The organism is Stenotrophomonas cyclobalanopsidis (assembly GCF_008710035.1).
GTDB lineage: Bacteria > Pseudomonadota > Gammaproteobacteria > Xanthomonadales > Xanthomonadaceae > Stenotrophomonas > Stenotrophomonas cyclobalanopsidis.
On the sequence record NZ_VYKI01000004.1, the window covers coordinates 109,001 to 128,272 of the forward strand.

The 19,272-nt window shown below is 68.5% G+C and carries 17 protein-coding genes and 1 pseudogene; 8 read left to right on the top strand and 10 right to left on the bottom strand.

The window, feature by feature from the left end; genetic code table 11:
• Positions 1–136: 136 nt before the first annotated feature.
• A pseudogene (locus tag FJU31_RS04965) lies at positions 137–829 on the top strand (alpha/beta fold hydrolase); the annotation flags it as partial.
• Positions 830–911: 82 nt separating this feature from the next.
• On the opposite strand, the gene dkgB reads toward FJU31_RS04965, so the two are convergent.
• The gene (gene dkgB / locus FJU31_RS04970) at positions 912–1,721 is read right to left on the bottom strand and encodes a 2,5-didehydrogluconate reductase DkgB (RefSeq protein WP_150453745.1); all 810 of its coding nucleotides are present in this window, start codon (positions 1,719–1,721) and stop codon (positions 912–914) included.
• Between the two features lie 86 nt (positions 1,722–1,807).
• On the bottom strand, positions 1,808–3,022 hold the full coding sequence (locus tag FJU31_RS04975) for an MFS transporter (protein WP_150453746.1): 1,215 nt from the start codon (positions 3,020–3,022) through the stop codon (positions 1,808–1,810).
• Positions 3,023–3,127: 105 nt separating this feature from the next.
• On the opposite strand from FJU31_RS04975, the gene FJU31_RS04980 reads away from it, so the two are divergent.
• Positions 3,128–4,030 carry a LysR family transcriptional regulator gene (locus FJU31_RS04980; protein WP_150453747.1) on the top strand — a complete coding sequence of 301 codons (903 nt, stop codon included), beginning with the start codon at positions 3,128–3,130 and terminating at the stop codon, positions 4,028–4,030.
• Between the two features lie 71 nt (positions 4,031–4,101).
• Here the strand turns inward: FJU31_RS04980 and FJU31_RS04985 are convergent, their stop codons facing one another.
• Entirely contained in the window at positions 4,102–6,222 is a 2,121-nt protein-coding gene (locus FJU31_RS04985) for a methyl-accepting chemotaxis protein (RefSeq protein WP_150453748.1), read from the bottom strand.
• Between the two features lie 183 nt (positions 6,223–6,405).
• Between FJU31_RS04985 and FJU31_RS04990 the strand changes: the two genes are divergently transcribed.
• Positions 6,406–6,861, top strand: coding sequence for an Rrf2 family transcriptional regulator (locus FJU31_RS04990; RefSeq protein ID WP_150453749.1), 456 nt, complete (start codon positions 6,406–6,408; stop codon positions 6,859–6,861).
• Positions 6,851–7,756, top strand: coding sequence for an NAD(P)/FAD-dependent oxidoreductase (locus FJU31_RS04995; protein WP_150453750.1), 906 nt, complete (start codon positions 6,851–6,853; stop codon positions 7,754–7,756). Before FJU31_RS04990 ends, FJU31_RS04995 begins: the two co-directional genes overlap by 11 nt.
• A gap of 112 nt (positions 7,757–7,868) precedes the next feature.
• Here the strand turns inward: FJU31_RS04995 and FJU31_RS05000 are convergent, their stop codons facing one another.
• On the bottom strand, positions 7,869–8,825 hold the full coding sequence (locus tag FJU31_RS05000; RefSeq protein WP_150453751.1) for an aldo/keto reductase: 957 nt from the start codon (positions 8,823–8,825) through the stop codon (positions 7,869–7,871).
• Between the two features lie 169 nt (positions 8,826–8,994).
• Between FJU31_RS05000 and FJU31_RS05005 the strand changes: the two genes are divergently transcribed.
• Both FJU31_RS05005 and FJU31_RS05010 read left to right on the top strand, forming a co-directional pair.
• Positions 8,995–9,852 (top strand): class I SAM-dependent methyltransferase, encoded by an 858-nt coding sequence (locus tag FJU31_RS05005; protein WP_150453752.1) that lies wholly within the window; start codon positions 8,995–8,997, stop codon positions 9,850–9,852.
• Positions 9,853–9,933: 81 nt separating this feature from the next.
• Positions 9,934–10,473: a pseudouridine synthase gene (locus tag FJU31_RS05010; RefSeq protein ID WP_150453753.1), complete on the top strand. Its 540-nt coding sequence runs from the start codon at positions 9,934–9,936 to the stop codon at positions 10,471–10,473.
• A gap of 67 nt (positions 10,474–10,540) precedes the next feature.
• Here FJU31_RS05010 and FJU31_RS05015 read toward each other — a convergent pair whose 3' ends face one another.
• Both FJU31_RS05015 and hrpB read right to left on the bottom strand, forming a co-directional pair.
• A complete protein-coding gene (locus FJU31_RS05015; RefSeq protein WP_150453754.1) occupies positions 10,541–10,930 on the bottom strand; it encodes a hypothetical protein in 390 nt (129 codons plus the stop codon).
• A gap of 209 nt (positions 10,931–11,139) precedes the next feature.
• A complete protein-coding gene (gene hrpB / locus FJU31_RS05020) occupies positions 11,140–13,644 on the bottom strand; it encodes an ATP-dependent helicase HrpB (protein ID WP_150453755.1) in 2,505 nt (834 codons plus the stop codon).
• An 89-nt stretch (positions 13,645–13,733) separates the two neighbouring features.
• Here hrpB and FJU31_RS05025 point away from each other — a divergent pair, with 89 nt between their 5' ends.
• The gene (locus tag FJU31_RS05025; RefSeq protein ID WP_150453756.1) at positions 13,734–14,207 is read left to right on the top strand and encodes a hypothetical protein; all 474 of its coding nucleotides are present in this window, start codon (positions 13,734–13,736) and stop codon (positions 14,205–14,207) included.
• 62 nt (positions 14,208–14,269) lie between these two features.
• The gene (locus FJU31_RS05030) at positions 14,270–15,067 is read left to right on the top strand and encodes a TatD family hydrolase (protein ID WP_150453757.1); all 798 of its coding nucleotides are present in this window, start codon (positions 14,270–14,272) and stop codon (positions 15,065–15,067) included.
• 118 nt (positions 15,068–15,185) lie between these two features.
• On the opposite strand, the gene FJU31_RS05035 is transcribed toward FJU31_RS05030, so the two are convergent.
• The 4 genes from FJU31_RS05035 to FJU31_RS05055 form a co-directional block, all read right to left on the bottom strand.
• Positions 15,186–16,100: an NAD-dependent epimerase/dehydratase family protein gene (locus FJU31_RS05035; RefSeq protein WP_150453758.1), complete on the bottom strand. Its 915-nt coding sequence runs from the start codon at positions 16,098–16,100 to the stop codon at positions 15,186–15,188.
• On the bottom strand, positions 16,100–17,038 hold the full coding sequence (gene panE, locus FJU31_RS05040) for a 2-dehydropantoate 2-reductase (RefSeq protein ID WP_150453759.1): 939 nt from the start codon (positions 17,036–17,038) through the stop codon (positions 16,100–16,102). Before panE ends, FJU31_RS05035 begins: the two co-directional genes overlap by 1 nt.
• A gap of 392 nt (positions 17,039–17,430) precedes the next feature.
• On the bottom strand, positions 17,431–18,240 hold the full coding sequence (locus tag FJU31_RS05050) for an ABC transporter permease (RefSeq protein ID WP_150453760.1): 810 nt from the start codon (positions 18,238–18,240) through the stop codon (positions 17,431–17,433).
• The gene (locus FJU31_RS05055; RefSeq protein WP_188115453.1) at positions 18,237–19,205 is read right to left on the bottom strand and encodes an ABC transporter ATP-binding protein; all 969 of its coding nucleotides are present in this window, start codon (positions 19,203–19,205) and stop codon (positions 18,237–18,239) included. Before FJU31_RS05055 ends, FJU31_RS05050 begins: the two co-directional genes overlap by 4 nt.
• Positions 19,206–19,272 lie beyond the last annotated feature (67 nt).

Consider the following 19,272-nt stretch of genomic DNA (forward strand, 5'->3'; position numbering starts at 1 on the left):
CTCGTCGGCGCCTCGCCCCGCCCCGCGCGGCCCCCCCCCCCCCCCCCCCCCACCCCCGCCCCCCCCCCCTCGACTCTACCGCGTAATCGCCCGTTACGGCATGGCCGCACCCACCCCGCCGCGCGACAATACCCCCATGACCGATCGCATCCCCCTGCTGCTGCTCCCCGGCCTGCTCAACGACGCCGAGCTGTGGCGCGCGCAACTGGCCGATCTGGCCGACATCGCCGACTGCACCGTGGGCGACCAGACCCGTGGCGAGACCCTGCAGGCGGTGGCGGACGACGTGCTGGCCCAGGCGCCCGAGCGCTTCGCCCTGGCCGGTTTCTCGCTGGGCGGCTTCGTCGCCCAGCAGATCCTGCGCACCGCGCCCGAGCGGGTGCTGCAGCTGGCGCTGGTCGACACCACGATCCACGCCGATTCCCCCGAGCGCGCCGAACAGCGCCGCAGCCAGCGTGCCAGCGTGCGCCTGCCCGGCAGGTTCCATGGTTTCGGTGATGCGCTGATGCGCAGCTACATCGATGCGTCACGGCTGGACGACTACGTGCTGGTGCAGCGGGTGCGCGACATGACCGCACGGTTGGGCGCGGAAGTGTTCCTGCGCCAGAGCGGGCTGGAACGCCGCGACGGCCATGACGTGCTGGCCGCCTATCGCGATCCGCTGCTGATCGTGTGCGGTGCGAACGACCGCATCACGCCGCTGGCGGTGAGCAAGGAAATGCACGCGCTGGTGCCGCATTCGCAGCTGGTGGTGGTGCCCGACTGCGGGCACCTGGCACCGATGGAAAAGCCGAATGAGGTGAGTGCGGCGATGCGTGGGTGGCTTTTGCTGGCCTGTTGGATCCGCCGGGCTTGGCCCGGCGCTACCCACCGTCATCCGGTAGCGCCGGGCCATGCCCGGCGGCCGTTCCTCAATCCCAGGCCGGGGCGATGCCTTCCGGGTTGGCCAGACGCTGGCCACGATCAAGCTTGGCGATCTGCGCCATGTCGTCGTCGGTCAGGCGGATCGCCGCCGCTTCCAGGTTGCCGGCCAGGTTCTCGCGCTTGGTCGAGGACGGGATGACCGCAAAGCCCTGCTGCAGTGCCCAGGCCAGTGCGACCTGCGCCGGGGTGGCCTGGTGGCGGCCGGCGATGGCCTGGATCACCGGATCCTTCAGCACTTCGCCGTAAGCCAGGCTCATGTAGGCGGTGATGCCGATGCCGTTGTCCTGCAGGAACTTCACCAGCAGGCGGTTCTGCAGGTACGGGTGGATCTCGATCTGGTTGGTGGCGATGGCATCGGCACCGAGGATCTCGATCGCCTTGCGGGTCTGCGCGATGGTGAAGTTGGAGATGCCGATCTCGCGGGTCAGGCCCTGTGCCTTGGCCTCGGCCAGCGCCGGCAGGTATTCCTCCATCGGCACGTCCACCTTCTCATTCGGCGAGGGCCAGTGGATCAGGGCCAGGTCAACGTGATCGGTGCGCAGCTTTTCCAGGCTGGTACGCAGGCTGGCCAGCAGCGCATCGCGCTTGAACTCGGTGATCCACACCTTGGTGGTCAGGTAAATCTCGTCGCGCGGCACGCCGGATTCGGCGATGGCCTGGCCGACCTCGGCTTCGTTGCCGTAGATCTGCGCGGTATCGATGGCGCGGTAGCCGACGTCCAGCGCATTGCGGACGGAATCGATCACGGTCTGGTCTTTCAGGCGGAAGGTGCCAAGACCAAAGGCGGGGACAGTCATGGAAGCTCCAACGGGGGGAAAGGAGTGAACAGGAAGGGTAGGTCAGGGACCGTGTGCATGCCGGCAACGGTGCATTGCGTTGCCGGTCAGTGGGCAGCAATGGCGATGCCCTCTGCGCGATGGTCGACGCCATCGCGGCGGTCCAGGCGGCCGCTGAGCACGGTCAGTGCGTAGGCCAGCACGACGACCAGCGCGCCCAGCCACGGCGTGTGCATCAGGCCGATGTGCTCCACCACCAGGCCACCCAGCGAGGCACCCAGGGCGATGCCGATGTTGAACGCGGCGATGTTCAGGCCCGAGGCCACATCAGTGGCCTGCGGCGCATAGCGCTGCGCCTGCTTGACCACGTACACCTGCAGGCCCGGCACGTTGCCGAACGCCACCGCGCCCAGGGCCAGCACGGTCAGCAGCATCAGCCAGGCGTTGTAGGCGGTGAAGGTGAGCACGAACAGCACCATGGCCAGCAGCGCGAAGATGCGCTTGAGCGCTGGAACGGGGCCCATTCGGTCGGCCAGGCGGCCGCCCCACAGGTTGCCGATCGCCACCGACACCCCGTACACCAGCAGCACCAGGCTGACCGCATTGGCCGAGAAACCGGTGACGTCCTGCAGGATCGGCGCCAGGTAGGTGAAGGCCAGGAACGTACCGCCATAGCCGAGCGCGGTCATCGCATACACCAGCAGCAGACGCGGCTGGGCCAGTACGCCCAGCTGCTGGCGGAAGCTGGCCGCCGGGCTCTGCGGCACGTTGCGCGGCACGAACAGCAGCGCACCCAGCAGGGCCACCACGCCCAGCCCGGCCACGGCCAGGAAGGTCGCGCGCCAGCCCAGGTGCTGGCCGATGAAGGTGCCCAGCGGCACGCCGGTCACCAGCGCCACGGTCAGGCCGGTGAACATGATGGCGATCGCGCTGGCGGCCTTTTCCTTCGGCACCACGGCGGTGGCGATGATCGAGCCGATGGAGAAGAACACGCCATGGGCCAGGCCGGTGAGGATGCGGGCGACGATCAGCGAGGTGTAGCCCGGTGCCATCCAGGCGATGACGTTGCCGAGGGTGAACATCAGCATCAGCGCGACCAGCAGCTGCTTGCGCGGCACGCGGTCGGTCAGTGCGGTCAGCACCGGCGCGCCGATGGCCACGCCCAGGGCATACAACGAGACCAGCAGGCCGGCCGAGGGCAGGCTGACGTGCAGGTCGGCGGCAATGGTGGGGATCAGGCCGACGATGACGAACTCGGTGGTGCCGATGGCGAAGGCGCCGAGGGTCAGCGCCAGCAGGGCGAGGGGAATGCCACGGGTCATGGCAGGCTCCGAAGGTAAGGAAGGCGCGCAGTGTGCGCGGCGCACCTTTGCCGAAAAACCGGTCTTCACGCCAATCACTCTTGCCTGCCGGTCAATACTGGCGCCATGAAGACCACCCTCGACGAAATGCAGGCCTTCCTGGCGGTGATCGACAGCGGCTCGATCAGTGCCGCCGCCGAGCAGCTGGGGCAGACCCCCTCGGGCGTCAGCCGCGCACTGGGCCGGCTGGAGGAGAAGCTGGGCACCACCCTGCTGACCCGCACCACCCGCCGCCTGCACCTGACCGCCGAGGGCGAGGCTTACCTGCGCCACGCGCGGGCGATCATCGATGCGGTGGAATCGGCCGAGGAACAGATGGCGGCCCGCCGCGAGCGCCCCGCCGGGCGGCTGCGCGTGGACGCGGCCATGCCCTTCGTGCTGCACGTGATCGCGCCGCTGGTGGCCAGCTACCGCGCGCGCTACCCGGAGGTGCAGCTGGAACTGAACAGTTCCGAGCGCTACATCGACCTGCTGGAGCGGCGCACCGACCTGGCCATCCGCATCGGCCCGCTGGCCGATTCCACCCTGCACGCGCGCGCGTTGGGGCGCTGCCGGCTGCAGCTGGTGGCCAGCCCGGCCTATCTGGCCGCGCACGGCGAACCGGCCAGCGTGGCCGCGCTCGGCCAGCACACGCTGCTCAGCTTCAACGAACCGGAATCACTGAACCGCTGGCCGCTGCCGGGCGATGCCGACGGGCAGCTGCTGGTGCGCCCGGATATCGCCGTCTCCAGCGGCGAAACCCTGCGCCGGTTGGCGGTGGAAGGCGTGGGCATCACCTGCTTGTCCGACTTCGTCACCGACCGCGACCGCGCTGCCGGCACCCTGGTGCCGGTGCTGGCCGCGCAGACGCTGGATGTCTACCAGCCGATCCACGCAGTGTATTACCGCAACACTGCGGTGTCGGCGCGCATCAGCTCGTTCCTCGATCATCTGGGCGAGGGGATGGCACAGGGCGATTACCTGCGCTGAGATGAGCCGAGCGTAGGCTCGGCTCTACAGATCCCTCGCGATGGTCGCGCCGGGCCACGCCCGGCGGTCTCTCATGCCGCGCGCGCGAAGGCATCCTTCGTCGTCGACGCACTCGACAGATCAAACACATCCACCGCTTCGATCAAGCGGTCGGCCTGCTGTTCCAGGCTGCGCGCGGCGGCACTCGCTTCTTCCACCAGCGCGGCGTTCTGCTGGGTGGTGCCATCCATTTGGATGATGGTCTGGCTGACCTGTTCGATGCCCGCGCTCTGTTCCTGCGAGGCGGCGGAAATCTCGGCCATGATGTCGGTCACCCGCTGCACCGAGGCGACGATCTCGGCCATCGTGTCACCGGCCTGGCGCACGCGCTGCGCGCCGTGGCCGACCTGTTCCACCGACGCCTCGATCAGGGTCTTGATCTCTTTGGCCGCGGCCGCCGAACGCTGGGCCAGCGTGCGCACCTCGCTGGCAACCACCGCGAAGCCACGACCCTGTTCACCGGCACGTGCCGCTTCCACCGCCGCGTTCAACGCGAGGATGTTGGTCTGGAAGGCGATGCCATCGATGACGCTGATGATGGCCGCAATCTGCCGCGATGACGCCTCGATCGCGCCCATGGTCGCCACCACCTGGCCGACCACTTCACCGCCCTGCGAGGCCACGCCGTGCGCGCCGATCGCCAGCTGGTTGGCCTGGCGCGCGTGCTCGGCGTTCTGGCGCACGGTGGAGGTCAATTCCTCCATCGATGCGGCGGTCTCTTCCAGATTCGCTGCCTGCTGTTCGGTACGGCGCGACAGATCGTTGTTGCCAGCCGCAATTTCAGCGGCGGCCGAATGGATGCTGCCCGAGGTGTGCTTGATGTCGGTAACAATCGTCGCCAGCTGCGCTGCCGTAGCATTTGCGTCTCCGGCGATGCGCGCGAACACGCCCTGGAAATCGCCATGCATGCGCGCACCCAGGCGACCATCGGCAATCGCCCGCAGCATCGTCGAGACCTCGGCCAGATTGTGATCGGCAGCGTGCATGAGCTCATTCAACCCATCGACCATCGCGCGGAAATCATGCTCGAAGCTTGCGCTGTCGCCGCGTTGGCTGAAATCGCCTGCCGCCGCCGCCGTGGCCAGACGGCGGATCTCGCCGTTGATGGCACCAAGGTTCTGCTTGGCGGTGTGCAGTGTGTCGGTAATGATCGCCTTCTCACCCGGCAGCGCCTCCATATCCTCGCTCAGGTCGCCTACAGCGTAGCGGCCGATGATGCTGACCGCGCGCATCTTCACCTGGATGTGCGCGTCGACCAGTGCGTTGGTGTCGGCCACCATGCGTCCATACGCGCCGGGGAAGTCGCCGGCCTGCATGCGGTGGCTGATGGTGCCGGCATCATGCGCCTGAGCCATCGCCGCCTGCGCGGCGAGCACGTCGCGCAGGGTGCCCTGCACGGCCTGCATGGCCTGCGCCAGGCGGCCGATCTCATCGCGGCTTCGCACCTGCACCACATGATCCAGATCGCCGGCGGCCACTGCGCGCGCGGCCGCTTCCACCGCCAGCACCGGCTGCACCACCGCACGCCGCAGCCACCAGCCCAGGCCGAGCAGCAGCAGCATCGCCGCGGCGATGGTCAGCACCGCGCACACCACCAGGGTGCGGCGTGCTTGATGCGAGCGCGCGCTGACGGCGGCCTCGGCCACCTCGGCGGCGTGCGTGCCCAGTGCATCCAGCGCCGCGGCCACCGGTCGATCCTTGCCGCGCACCAGGCTGTCGCCGGCGGACGGGTCGTAGCCGGCCTCGGCAAACGCCTGCAGGGCGGCGTGGTAATCCTTCTGCAGCTGCGCGTGCAGGCTGCTGAAGGCCTGCGCCATGTCGCGGGTGCGCGCATCGGGGCTGGTGGCCAGGCCCGTGGCCAGCTTCTCCACCAGCTTTCCTTCGTCATCGAAGGCCTGCAGGTGGCGCTGGCGCAGCGCCTCGTCGTGGCCGCGCAGCAGCACGTTCTTCCATTCCTGCACCTGCCCGCGGAACTCGCGCTGCAGGCGCTCGGCATCGCGGCTGTGGGCGACCTCTGCGGGGGCTTCAGTGGACAGCTTCAGCCATGCCGATGCCAGGCCGGCGAGGGCGCACAGCAGGACGATGGCCAGGCCAACGGACACAGCACCAAGCAGCTTCGACTGCAGCCGCGGCGCACGGGAGGAGGCGTTCATGGGGCGGATTCTTGGAAGGGGTGCGATGCGGTATCGACCTTGCTTGAGGGCTCTGAAGTGCCAATCTGGTCACGTTATCGTTTTGTTTAGAGAGGTGAAGGAAATGTTTTACAGGACGAATGTGTCCAGATGGAACGAAAGTGGACCCTCGACAGACGGTTTAAATGTAACTATCGTAGTTACATGAAATCCGCGAACCCGCTCTCCGACGCCCTGCACGTGATGGCCCACCTGGTCGGCCAGGAAGGCCCGCGCACCTCCGAACAACTGGCGACCTGCCTGCCGACCCACCCGGTGGTGATCCGCCGCCTGCTGGCGCACATGCACAAAGCCGGGCTGGTGCGCAGCACGCGCGGCCACGGTGGCGGCAGCCAGCTGGCGCGCAACGCAGCGCAGATCAGCCTGCACGACATCTACCTGGCGGTCGGCGCGCCACCGCTGGTGCAGGTCGGCCAGCGCGACAACGGCGGTGGCTGCCCGATCCAGCAGCTGGTCAACCAGGCCCTGCAGGACGGCGCGCGCGAGGCCCAGCGCCTGCTCGAAGCGCGCCTGCAGGCCATCACCCTGGACCAGCTGGGCGCCGACTTCGCCCGCCATCTTGCCCATCACCGTTCCCTGGAAGGTCACCATGAATCCTGATGTCCTCATCGTCGGCGGCAGCTATGCCGGCATTGCCGCCGGCCTGATCCTGGCCCGCGCGCGCCGCCCGGTCACGATCATCGACAGCGGCCTGCCGCGCAATCGCGCCGCCAGCCACTCGCACGGCGTGCCCGGCCAGGACGGCATCAGCGGCGCCGAGCTGCTGAAGAATGCGCGCCAGCAGCTGCTCGATTACCCCACCGTGCGCTGGCTGCAGGGTGAGGTGGTGCACGCGCAATCCACGGTCGAGGGCGTGGAGGTGCGTACCGCCGATGGCCAGGTGCTGGCCGCGCGCAAGTTGCTGCTGGCCACCGGCATTGCCGACCGGTTGCCCGAGCTGCCGGGCCTGGCCGAACGCTGGGGCAGCACCGTGCTGCACTGCCCGTACTGCCACGGCTACGAAGTCGGCGGCGGTGCCATTGGCCTGCTCGGTGGCCACCCGATGTCGGCGGCCAAGGCGACGCTGTTCGCCGACTGGGGCAACGTCACCTTCTTCAGCCAGGGACTGCCGATCAGCGATGAAGAGCACGCCGCCATGCAGCAGCGCGGCGTGCAGATCGAGAGCACCCCGGTGGTGGGCGTGCAGGGCGAACAGCCGACGTGGCTGGAAGTGGAACTGGCCGATGGCCGCCGCATCGCCCAGCGTGCGCTGTTCGTGCCGGCGATGCAGCAGATGGCCACGCCACTGGTGCAGCAGCTCGGCTGCGCGCTGGTGGAAAGCCCGCTGGGCGTGCTGCTTGGGGTCGACATGATGAAGCAGACCTCGGTGGCGAACGTATACGCCGCGGGCGACGCGACCACGGTCGGCAACATCACCCTGGCGATGGCCGAAGGCGTGCGCGCGGGCATCGGCGTGCACCATGCGCTGGTGGGCGAGGACAGCGTGCCGCGTTGAGCCCAGCGGCTCTGGTAGATGCCGACCCTGGTCGGCGCCCTTGGGGTCAGAGCCCTTTCTGCGAAAGGGATCCGACCCCGCAGTAGATCCACGCCATGCGTGGATGCTGCCATCAACCCTCGACGCTGGCCGCGTCCAGCTGGGCGATGTCCTGCACGTTCAGGCCGACACTGGCGGCCGCCAGCAGGTCGTGCAGCTGCTCGACGCTGGTGGCGCTGACGATCGGCGCGGTGATCGACGGCCGTGCGATCTGCCACGCCAGCGCGATCTGCGCGGCGCTGGCGTTGTGCTTGCTGGCCACGTCATCCAGCGCCTGCAGGATGCGCAGGCCACGCGGGTTCAGGTAGCGCTTGACCACGTTCTCGCCGCGCGCCGGGCTCTTGCTGGCATCGGCCGGCGTGCGGTACTTGCCGCTGAGGAAACCACTGGCCAGTGCGTAGTAACCGATCACGCCGATCTGTTCGCGCTGCACCAGCGGTTCCAGTTCCTTCTCGTAACCGGCGCGGTCGTACAGGTTGTACTCCGGCTGCAGGGTTTCATAACGCGGCAGCCTGTAATCGGTGGACACCTTCAGCGCATCGGCCAGGCGCGTGGCGCTGTAGTTGGACGCACCGATGGCGCGCACCTTGCCCGCTTCGATCAGCCGGCCAAACGCAGCCAGCGTCGCTTCCAGCGGCGTGGATTCATCGTCCTCGTGGGCCTGGTACAGATCGATGACATCGGTCTGCAGGCGGCGCAGCGAATCTTCCACCGCGGCGTTGATGTTGTCCGGGGTCAGGCCGGGGCGCTCGGCCCACTTCGCCACCTTGGTCGCCAGCACCACCTTGTCGCGCTTGCCGCTGCGCGCGAACCATTTGCCGATCAGCGTTTCCGATTCACCGCCTTCGTTGCCCGGCACCCAGGCCGAATAGACATCAGCGGTGTCGACCAGGTTGAAGCCGGCATCGACGAAGGCATCGAGCAGGGCGAAGCTGGCCTTCTCATCGGCGCTCCAGCCAAACACGTTGCCACCGAAGGCGAGCGGACGTACATGCAGGCCGGAACGGCCCAGTTCGCGGGTTGCCGTCATGGGCACGGACTCCTTGGGGGTAGTCCTGCAGCATAGAACGCGCTGTGTGACCGCGCTGCGGCGTCGAACACAAAACAGTGTTCCGTCGCTGGCGCGTGACTAACGTTTTGTGAACGCCTTGCACGCGGCGGCTGCTAGTCTCGCCGCATCTTCCGCTGGAATCGCCCCGATGATCGCTGCCTCTTCCCTGCATAGCTGCCGCCTGCTGCTTGCCTCGGCCCTGCTCGTTGCTGTTCCCGCATTCGCTGCACCGGCCACGGTGGCGCCGGCGAAGATCCAGGTCTCGCCGGCCATCGATGCCGCAGTGAAGGCATCGACCCGCGACCCCGCCAATGTGAAACGCGACAACTACCGCCATCCGGCGCAGTCGCTGGCCTTCTTCAAGGTCGCACCGGAAAAGACCGTCATCGAGATCACCCCCGGCAACGGCTGGTACTCGGAAATCCTGGCGCCGCTGCTGCGTGACAAGGGCCATTACATCGCCGCCGTGGTCGATCCGGCGGCCGTGCCGGAAGGTCGTGGCCGCGATTACCAGCAGCGCAGCCGCGACGGACTGGAAAAGAAGTTCGCAGGTGCGCCGGCCCAGTTCGACAAGGCCGCCGTGGTCGGCTACGACCCGGCCAAGCCGGTGTTCGGCCCGGCCAGTTCGGCCGATGTGGTGCTGACCTTCCGCAACGTGCACAACTGGCGCAAGGCCGGCCAGGCGCAGGACATGTTCCAGGGCTTCTTCAACGTGCTGAAGCCGGGCGGCGTGCTGGGCGTGGTCGAGCACCGCGCCACGGCCGACGTCGCCGATGATGACGACACCGGCTACGTGGGCCAGCAGCAGGTGATCGCCATGGCCGAGGCCGCAGGTTTCAAGCTGGACGCGCGCAGCGAGGTCAGCGCCAACCCGCGCGATACCAAGGACCACCCGAACGGTGTCTGGACCCTGCCGCCGACCAACCAGCATGACAAGGCCGACGACGCCAGGTACCAGGCCATCGGCGAAAGCGACCGCATGACCCTGCGGTTCGTGAAGCCGTAAACCGGTCGCGCCGGGCCCCGCCCGGCGAGCGGGCAGCGCGGCGTGGGACAATGCATCACCCCGCCGCCTGCCGTTTCCGCAATGCTGATCGCCTTCAACAAGCCCTTCAACGTGCTCTGCCAGTTCACCGACCGCAGCGTGCCGCCGCGGCCGACGCTGGCCGGCTTCGGCCTGCCGCCGCGCGTGTACGCCGCTGGCCGGCTCGACCATGACAGTGAGGGCCTGCTGCTGCTGACCGACAACGGCACGCTGGCGCACAAGCTGACCGACCCCCGGCACAAGGCCGACAAGACCTACTGGGTGCAGGTGGAAGGCACGCCCAGCGACGAGCAGCTGCAGCAGCTGCGCGGTGGCGTGGTACTGAACGACGGGGCGACTCTACCGGCGAAGATCGAACGCCTCGATCCGGCGCCGGAGCTGTGGCTGCGAGATCCGCCGGTGCGTTTCCGCAAGACCGTGCCGGACAGCTGGCTGGCCATCACGATCCGCGAGGGACGCAACCGCCAGGTGCGGCGGATGACCGCGGCGGTGGACCTGCCGACCCTGCGCCTGGTGCGCGTGTCGATGGGGCCCTACAGGCTGGATGACCTGCAGCCGGGACAGTGGCGGCAGATCGGCTGAGCAGGACTGCAGAAACGAAAAGGGTCGGAGCCCTTCCCGCGGAAGGGATCCGACCCACAGGCCGATCTCAGGCATCGCTGCCGATGTCGCTGTGCTCATCCACCACCGTGTCGTTGCGGCGGTCACGCGCGTTGATGCGCTTGGCCTGCCCGTTCACGACCTGGCCGTTGGCGGCCTTCTTCTTCTGCTGCTTGCGGTACAGGGCGTAGCCCAGCAGGCCCACGCCCACCGCAGCGGCGGTGATGGCGACGGCCGGGTTGCGACGCACGAGCTTGGTGGCGACCTTGCTGCCGGTCTTCACCGCACCCACGGCGGCGCCGGTCTTGATCCAGTCGCTGGCCTGCGGGCCGAAATGGCGCAGGCTGCCACCAGCGCTCTTCAGGCCGTCGCCGGCGCTGTGCGCCAGTTCCAGGGCACGCTCCAGGGCGCGGTCGGTGATAACAGTCAGCTTGCTCATGCGTGGGGTCCTTTGCCTCGGGTCGAAGTCCAGTGTGTCGTGCTGCCTGTAAACGGTATGTCAGTCAGGGCCGTCGATGAGGTGACGCTACCGGGTCCATTCAGGATCAGGCAGGAAACCACGGTAGCGCCGCGCCATGCCCGGCGGATCTCATGCCCGGCGGATCTGTTGCAGCGCCGCCGGGCATGGCCCGGCGCTACCGGAATCCGTCAGGTTCCCCGCGGTTTGGCCCGGTGCGTGGCCGTCGCCGTCCACGGGTCGTCCGGCCATGGATGGCGCGGGTAGCGGCCCTTCATTTCCTTCTTCACCTCGGCGTAGGTGTTTTCCCAGAAGTTGCGCAGGTCCTGGGTGACCTGGAGCGGGCGGCCACCGGGCGATAGCAGGTGCAGGGTCAGCGGCTCGCGGCCATCGGCAATGCGCGGGGTGTCGGCCAAGCCGAACAGTTCCTGCAGCTTCACCGCCAGCACCGGCGGCAGCGGCTCGCCGCTCTCGCTGTCCAGCGCATAGCTGATCGGTCGTTCCAGCCCCGAGGGCACGGTGATGCGGGTCGGCGCATGGCGCTCCACCAGCTGCCGCTCCGACCATTCCAGTAGCGACTTCAGTGCTTCACCGAAGCTGCCCTCGTCCAGGGCATCCAGCCGCGTCTTGCCGGCAAAGGCCGGCTGCAGCCATTGCGCGCGCGTGGCGAGCAGGGCGCCGTCGCTGCAGTCGGGCAGGCCGAGTTCGGGCATCCAGCGGCGCAGCGACTCCACCCGCGCCTGCCATTGGCGCAGGCCCTCGGTCCACGGCAGTGCGGACAGACCGAGCTCGGCCACCGCCTCGGTCAGCGCCTGCGCGGCATGCTGCGGGTCGACGCGGCCGGCCGAGCGACTGTCCAGCACGATGCGATCGAAGCGCGTCTCGCGCAGAGCCACCAGGGCGCGGCGCTCGCTGTCCCAGCGCACGGTGTCCTCGGTGATGAAGCGCTGCGGCCATGCCGCGCGCAACGCGTCTTCATCCACCGGCGCGGCGCGCAGCAGCAGGGCATCGCGTGCCTCATAGCGCAGCTCGCTGACCACCAGCCACGGCTCGCCGCGCAGGTCGCTCAGTTCATGCAGGCGCGCGCTGCGGCCGTTTGCCAGCAGGTAGCGCAGCGGATCGCTGGGGTGCTGGAAACCGATGCGGTCGGGGAAGGCGTGGGCGAGCAGATCACCCAGCTCATGCGCTTCGATGCTGCTGGGTGGCGTCGCCTCGCAGCGCAGGCGTCGGCGCCACTGCTTGGCGGCCGCATCGATGGCGGCGAGGCCACTGCGGTTGGCATCGGACGGCGCACGACCATTGCGGAACGCGGCCAGCGCACGCCAGCGTGCGGCCAGCGCATCACCGCCCTGGCGCAGCGGATCGCGTGCTTCCAGCAGCGCGGCCAGATCGGCGGCCAGCGCCTGTGCGCGCGCATCGGGCGCGGCCAGCAGCATCGCCGCCATGCGCGGGTGGGTGCCCAGCGCCAGTACGCGGCGGCCGAGTGCGGTGATCGCGCCGGTGTCCGACAGTGCGCCCAGCCGCTGCAGCAGTTCGCGTGCGGCGGCCATCGGACCGGACGGCGGTGGATCGACGAAACGCAGGTCGCTGCTGCCCCAGGCCGCCAGTTCCAGTGCCAGCCCGGCCAGTTCCACCTGGTCGATCTCGGCGCGCCGCTGCGGCTCCAGCCGCTGCGACTGCGGCCACAGCCGCCACGCCACGCCCTCGGCCACGCGTCCAGCACGGCCGGCGCGCTGGTCGGCCGAGGCGTGGGCGATGGCCACCACGTCCAGCCGGGTGAAGCCGCTGTTGGGGTCGTAGCGCGGCTCGCGCGCCTGGCCGCTGTCGATCACCACGCGCACGCCGGGCAGGGTCACCGAGGATTCGGCCACGTTGGTGGCCAGCACCACGCGGCGGCGGCCATCACTGGCGGCCTGCAGCACGCGTGCCTGCTGTTCCACCGGCAGCTCGCCGTGCAGCGCCAGCACCTCGACGCTGCCATCCAGCGATTCCTGCAGGCCCGCCTGCACGCGCGCGATCTCGCGCTGGCCGGGAAGGAACACCAGCAGGTCGCCGGGATGCTCGGCCAGTGCCTGCTGCACCGCGCGGCGCACCTGCAGTTCCAGCGCCTCATCGCGGCGCGCCGGAAAATGGCTGACCGCTACCGGGTAGCTGCGGCCTTCGCTGCTCAGGCGCGGCGCATCGAGGAAGCGGGCAAGGCGCTCGCCGTCCAGCGTGGCCGACATCACCACCAGACGCAGGTCGTCTCGCAGCTGCGACTGCACGTCCAGCGCCAAGGCCAGGCCGAGATCGCCACTGAGGTGGCGCTCGTGGAATTCATCGAACAGGATCGCGCCGACCGTTTCCAGCATGGGGTCGTCCTGCAGCATGCGGGTCAGGATGCCCTCGGTGACGACCTCGATGCGGGTACGCGCCGAGACCTTGTTCTCGAAGCGGATGCGGTAGCCGACGGTGCCGCCCACCTCCTCGCCCAGCTGCCGCGCCATGAACAACGCGGCGCTGCGTGCGGCCACTCGGCGCGGCTCCAGCAGGATGATCTTCCGGTCCTGCAGCCACGGCGCATCGAGCAGGGCCAGCGGCACCTGGGTGGTCTTGCCGGCGCCAGGTGGCGCTTCCAGCACCAATCGAGAGTGCTGTCGAAGTGCGTCCAGGACCTGCGGAAGCAGCGTGTAGATCGGGAAAACAGCTGGTTTCATGCTCCAAGGATAAGCGTCCCGGCGCCGATGTGGCTTGACCCTGCAAGGTTGGGGGTGTTCTGGTAGCGCGCCCTGCTTCCGGCCTGCCCATGCGTCCCAGCTTCCTGCTTGCCTCACTCCTGCTGCTGCCAACGTTCAACAGTGCCAGCGCCGCGCCGTCCGACACTGCCCACCCGATGGCGCGCCTGCTGGGCGCGGACGTTCAGCAGCGCTACCTGCCGCAGGGCATGAGCGATGAACCGTCGGTCCGGCGTGCCTACGAACAGGGCATTCTGCGTTCGCCGGACTTTCCTTCGCTGGAGCTCTCCGGCGACCAGGCTTTCATCTTCCTCGGCCAGTTCGCGCGCAGCAGGATGGGGCCAACCTTCAATACCTTGAGCGTGTGCCACGATCCAGACGGCTTCCGTCTGTTGGTCGGTGGTGGATCGCGCCAGTCCTGCGCAGCGCGCCCCGACGCAGGGATGCGGTTCGTCCGCCAACGAAATGGGGACCTGGTGTGCGAGCCCTGCGCTGCGCTCAACCTGCCGGAGCGCTGGGAGCGCCACGACCGCCGTGCGCGATGACCCGCCGAATGACCACCGGGGCGGCGGGCTACAATGTGCACGAATACTGTTCTGTAGCCCTCATGCATCTGATCGATATCGGCGCCAACCTGACCCACGACTCCTTCGACCGCGACCGCGACGCCGTGCTGGACCGCGCACGGCAGTCCGGCGTGGTGCAGATGGTCATCACCGGCGCCAGCCGCGAGCACTCGCCGCTGGCCGTGCAGCTGGCCCGGCAGCACCCGGGTTTCCTGTACGCCACCGCTGGCGTGCACCCGCACCACGCGGTGGAGTACACCGAGGAGTGCGACGCCGAAATGCGCGCGCTGCATGCGCACCCGGAAGTGGTGGCGGTGGGCGAGTGCGGGCTGGATTACTTCCGTGATTTCTCGCCGCGCCCGGCCCAGCACCGCGCGTTCGAGCGCCAGCTGCAGCTGGCCGCGGACAATGGCAAGCCGCTGTTCCTGCACCAGCGCGATGCGCATGCCGATTTCATGGCGCAGATGAAGAATTTCGAAGGCCGCCTCGGCCCCGCGGTGGTGCATTGCTTCACCGGCGAACGTGACGAGCTGTTCGATTACCTGGACCAGGACTGGTACATCGGCATCACCGGTTGGCTGTGCGACGAGCGTCGTGGCGCGCACCTGCGCGAGCTGGTGAAGAACATCCCGGCCAACCGCCTGATGATCGAGACCGACGCGCCGTACCTGCTGCCGCGCACCCTGAAGCCGATGCCGAAGGACCGCCGCAACGAACCGATGTTCCTCTCGCACATCGTCGAGGAACTGGCCCGCGACCGTGGCGAAGACGTGGCCGTGACCGCAGCCAATGCCACCGCCGCGACGCGCACCTTCTTCCGCCTGCCCGACGTGGGTTGATCCAGTAGAGCCGAGCCCATGCTCGGCTGCCGCAAGCCGAGCATGGGCTCGGCTCTACAAGAGCGTTGGCCGCAGGGCGGTAGCGCCGGGCCATGCCCGGCGAGCGCAGCGGTGGGAATCAGAGTTCGCGCGGTAGCGCCGGGCCATGCCCGGCGAGCGAAGCGGCCAGCTCCTCCAGCCCTTCCCGATACGTTGCAAACGTCGGCGCCCACCCCAACGCCTCGCGCGTACCGCGGCTGTCGATGCGCTTGTTGCTGGCGTAGAAGCGCCGCAGCGTTGCGCTCACCGCCGGGTCATCCCAGGCCACGGCCGGTGGCAGCGTGAACCCACCCAGCTGCGCAGCAAATGCCAGCACATCCTGCGGTGGCGCCGGCGCGTCATCGGCAGGCAGGTACAGTCCATCACGCGTGGGCCGCCGCATCGCCGCCATGACCACCGCCGCCAGATCCTCCACATGCAAGCGGTTGAACACCAGTCCGGGCCGCACCACGTGGCGCGCGCGCCCTTCGGCCAACTGCAGCAGCGCATTGCGGCCAGGGCCATACAGCCCCGGCAGACGGAACACTGCCGAGGCGATGCCACGCACGTCGGCCAAGGCCCGCCACTGCGTCTCGGCCAAGCGGCGCTGCACGCCGGCGGTTTCGCTGGCATCGGCCTCGCTGTTCTCGTCCACCCAGCCACCGGCCCGATCGGCATAGACCGACGTCGAGGATAGATAGCCCACCCAGCGCAGCGCCGGGCTGGCCTGCAGCGCGGGCAGCAGCTGGCGCAGTGCAGGATCGCCCTGCGCATCCGGCGGCACGCTGCACAGTATCGCCTGCGCCTGTGCGACGGCCTCCAGCAACGCCGCTGACGGCCCGGCATCGGCATGCAGGCAGTGCCGCCGCAGCCCATCGTCGGCTGTCGACGACGGATCGCGCACCGTACCCGTCACCTGCACGCCACGTGCCTGCAGCTGCGCGGCGAGCACGCGTCCACTCCAGCCCATGCCGAGGATCAGCACCGGCGACGGCAGTGGCGCGGGCGATGCCATCACGCGCTGCGCTGCGCCTGGTAGGCCTGCAGGCTGCTGTAGGCCACCTGCAGCAGCAGTGCTTCCTGCCCGGCGGTGCGTGCGCGCACCAGCATGTCACCGACGATATGCGCGGCTTCCACCTGCTGGCCGGCTTCCAGATCGCGCAGCATCGAGGCTTTCAGGGCAGAACCGGCCTGGGTCAGGGTGCCGCGCGCGGTGTCCTGCGCGGCCTGCGGCACCGGCTCACCGGCCGCCTCGGCCACGGCCAGGCACTCGTCGTACAGTCCGCGCACGATGGCCTCGCCATCATCGGTGGCGACGATCGTGCCGATGTCCGCGTGCAGCAGGCAGGTAGCCGCAGCAAGCGCGGTCAGGAAGGTGTACTTGATCCACTGTTCCTGGCCGATCTGCTCGCTGGCCAGGTGGTCCAGGTTGGCCTGCGCACAGGCAGTGGCGAAGGCGTGCACGCGGTCGGAGATCGCACCGCCGTCGCGCTCGCCAAAGGTCAGCTTGGCCGGCTTGCCCAGGTGCAGCACCGCGCCATCGGGCACCTTGGTGGCGCTGATGAAGCACAGGCCGCCGAGCACGGCCTCGCGGCCGAAGCGTGCATCCAGCGCGCCGTAGTGGTGCAGGCCGTTGAGGATGGGCAGCACGCTGGTGTGGGCGCCCACCGCCGGTGCGATCGCATCGATCGAGCTGTCCAGGTCGTAGGCCTTGCAGCTGAGGATGATCAGGTCGAAGGGCTGTGCGGCGGCCAGCGCCGGCAGCGCCTCGGCGGTGACGTACTGCACCGGGAAGCTGGCATCGCCTGCCGGGCTGCGGATGACCAGCCCGTCCTGTTCAAGCTGGCGCGCGCGCGCCGGGCGCACCAGGAAGGTCACGTCCACGCCGGCCTGCGCGAGGCGGCCGCCGAAGTAGCCGCCGGTACCACCGGCGCCGAGAATCAGGATGCGCATTGCACGTTCACCGTTTTCTGGGGGAAGTCTTCCAGCGATTGTGCCGGAGATTGCAGGCAAAAAAAGAGCCGAGCATGGGCTATGCCGGTCGTCCTGACCGGCACCCTTCGGGCCGTCGCACGCGACGTTGGCTGCGGCTCCTGCCGCTGCCTTCGGCTCTACAGGTTTACGCCTCATCCACGCATGGCGTGGATCTACTGGCCACCGGCCAACTGTCGAAGGCGGGGTGGGTCCGGTTGCGGGGGCGTGAGCGCCATGGATGGCGCGACCGAGCCTCCATGGACGGATTTACGGCGTCCCCCGCATCCGGACCCACCCCGCCATCCCAAGGAATGCGAGCATTTGACGTTGATGTATAGCGGGTGCAGGGCCGCAGGCCCTGCAGGCACCCCTCAGCTGCGCATGCCCACGCCACGGCGCAGCAGCCACAGCGCCAGCGCCGTCAGCACCACCACGAAGCCGAGCATCAGCGCATAGGCCACCCACACCGGCACGTCGCTGCTGCCCAGCAGGCCGTAGCGGAACGCATTGACCATGTAGAAGATCGGGTTGGCGTGCGTGGCCGCCTCGGCCCAGCCCGGCAGCAGCTTCACCGAATAGAACACGCCGCCCAGGTAGGTCAGCGGGGTCAGGATGAAGGTCGGCACGATCGCTACGTCATCGAACTTCTTGGCGTACACCGCGTTGATGAAGCCGGCCAGCGAGAAGATCGTCGCGCCCAGGACCACCGTGGTCAGCGTCACCAGCGGGTGCGGAATGCGCACCGGGGTGAAGAACATGGCGATGATCAGCACGATCACGCCGACCATCAGGCCGCGCAGCACCGCACCGGCCACATAGCCCCACAGGATCACCCAGTTCGGCATCGGGCTCACCAGCAGTTCTTCCACGTGGCGGCCGAACTTGGCACCGAAGAACGAGGAACTGATGTTGCCGTAGCTGTTCTGGATCACGCTCATCATCACCAGGCCCGGCACGATGAACTCCATGTAGCTGTACTCGCCCATGTCACCCACGCGCGAGCCGATCAGGCGGCCGAAGATGAGGAAGTACAGGGTCATCGTGATCGCCGGCGGCACCAGGGTCTGCCCCCAGATGCGGATGATGCGCGCCACTTCGCGGCGCACGATGGTCATCAGGGCGATGCGGTTGCGCTGTGCGTCGGTGATCGGCGCAGCGGGCGTATTCGGGGTGCCGCTCATGCGGAAGTCTCCTGGTTGCCAGTGAGGCGCACGAACAGTTCCTCCAGGCGGTTGCTCTTGGTACGCATCGAACGCACGCGGATGCCGGACTCGTTCAGCGTGGCGAACACGCGGTTGAGATCCATGGCGCGCGGCATGTCGATGTCCAGCGTGTGCGCGTCCGGCGCGGTGAGGGTCGCGCCCTCGATCACCGGCAGCTGCGCGGGCAGGTCACCGTCGATGTCCAGCAGGAAGCCTTCCACATCGAGCTTGGCCAGCAGGGAACGCATCGGGCCCTGGGTGACAATCTGGCCGTGGTTGATGATGGCCAGGTTGCGGCACAGGTACTCGGCCTCTTCCAGGTAGTGGGTGGTGAGGATGATCGTGGTGCCGGCGGCATTGATCTCCTTCAGCACCCGCCACATGTCGCGGCGGATCTCGATGTCCACGCCGGCGGTCGGCTCGTCGAGGATCAGCAGGCGCGGGCGGGTCATCATCGCGCGGGCGATCATCAGGCGGCGCTTCATGCCACCGGACAGGGTGCGGCTCATCACCTGTGCCTTTTCCCACAGGTGCGCGCGCTTCAGTTCCTCTTCGGCGCGCTTCTCCGCTTCCTCGCGGGCCACGCCATAGAAACCGGCGTAGTTGACCAGGATGTCGAAGGGCTTCTCGAACAGGTTGAAGTTGATTTCCTGCGGCACCAGGCCGATCAGGCGCATGGTGGCGCTGCGGTTGCGCACCAGGTCGCTGCCGAACACTTCCACCTGGCCCTCGCTGAGGTTGACCAGGGAGCTGATGATGCCGATCAGGGTGGACTTGCCGGCGCCGTTGGGGCCGAGCAGGGCGAAGAAATCGCCCGGGGCGACCTCCAGGGAAACCCCTTTCAGGGCCTGGGTGCCGTTGTCATAGGTCTTGCGCAGGTCGCGCACGCGCAGGGCGGGCGCCGTATCGTTCAGGGAAGCCAAGCTCGAAGCCTTCGCGCCCATGGGCTGGCGCTGGAGAGGGGCGGGGAGGGGCTATTATAGAAGACCCCGAGGGCTTGCCCCGGCTACA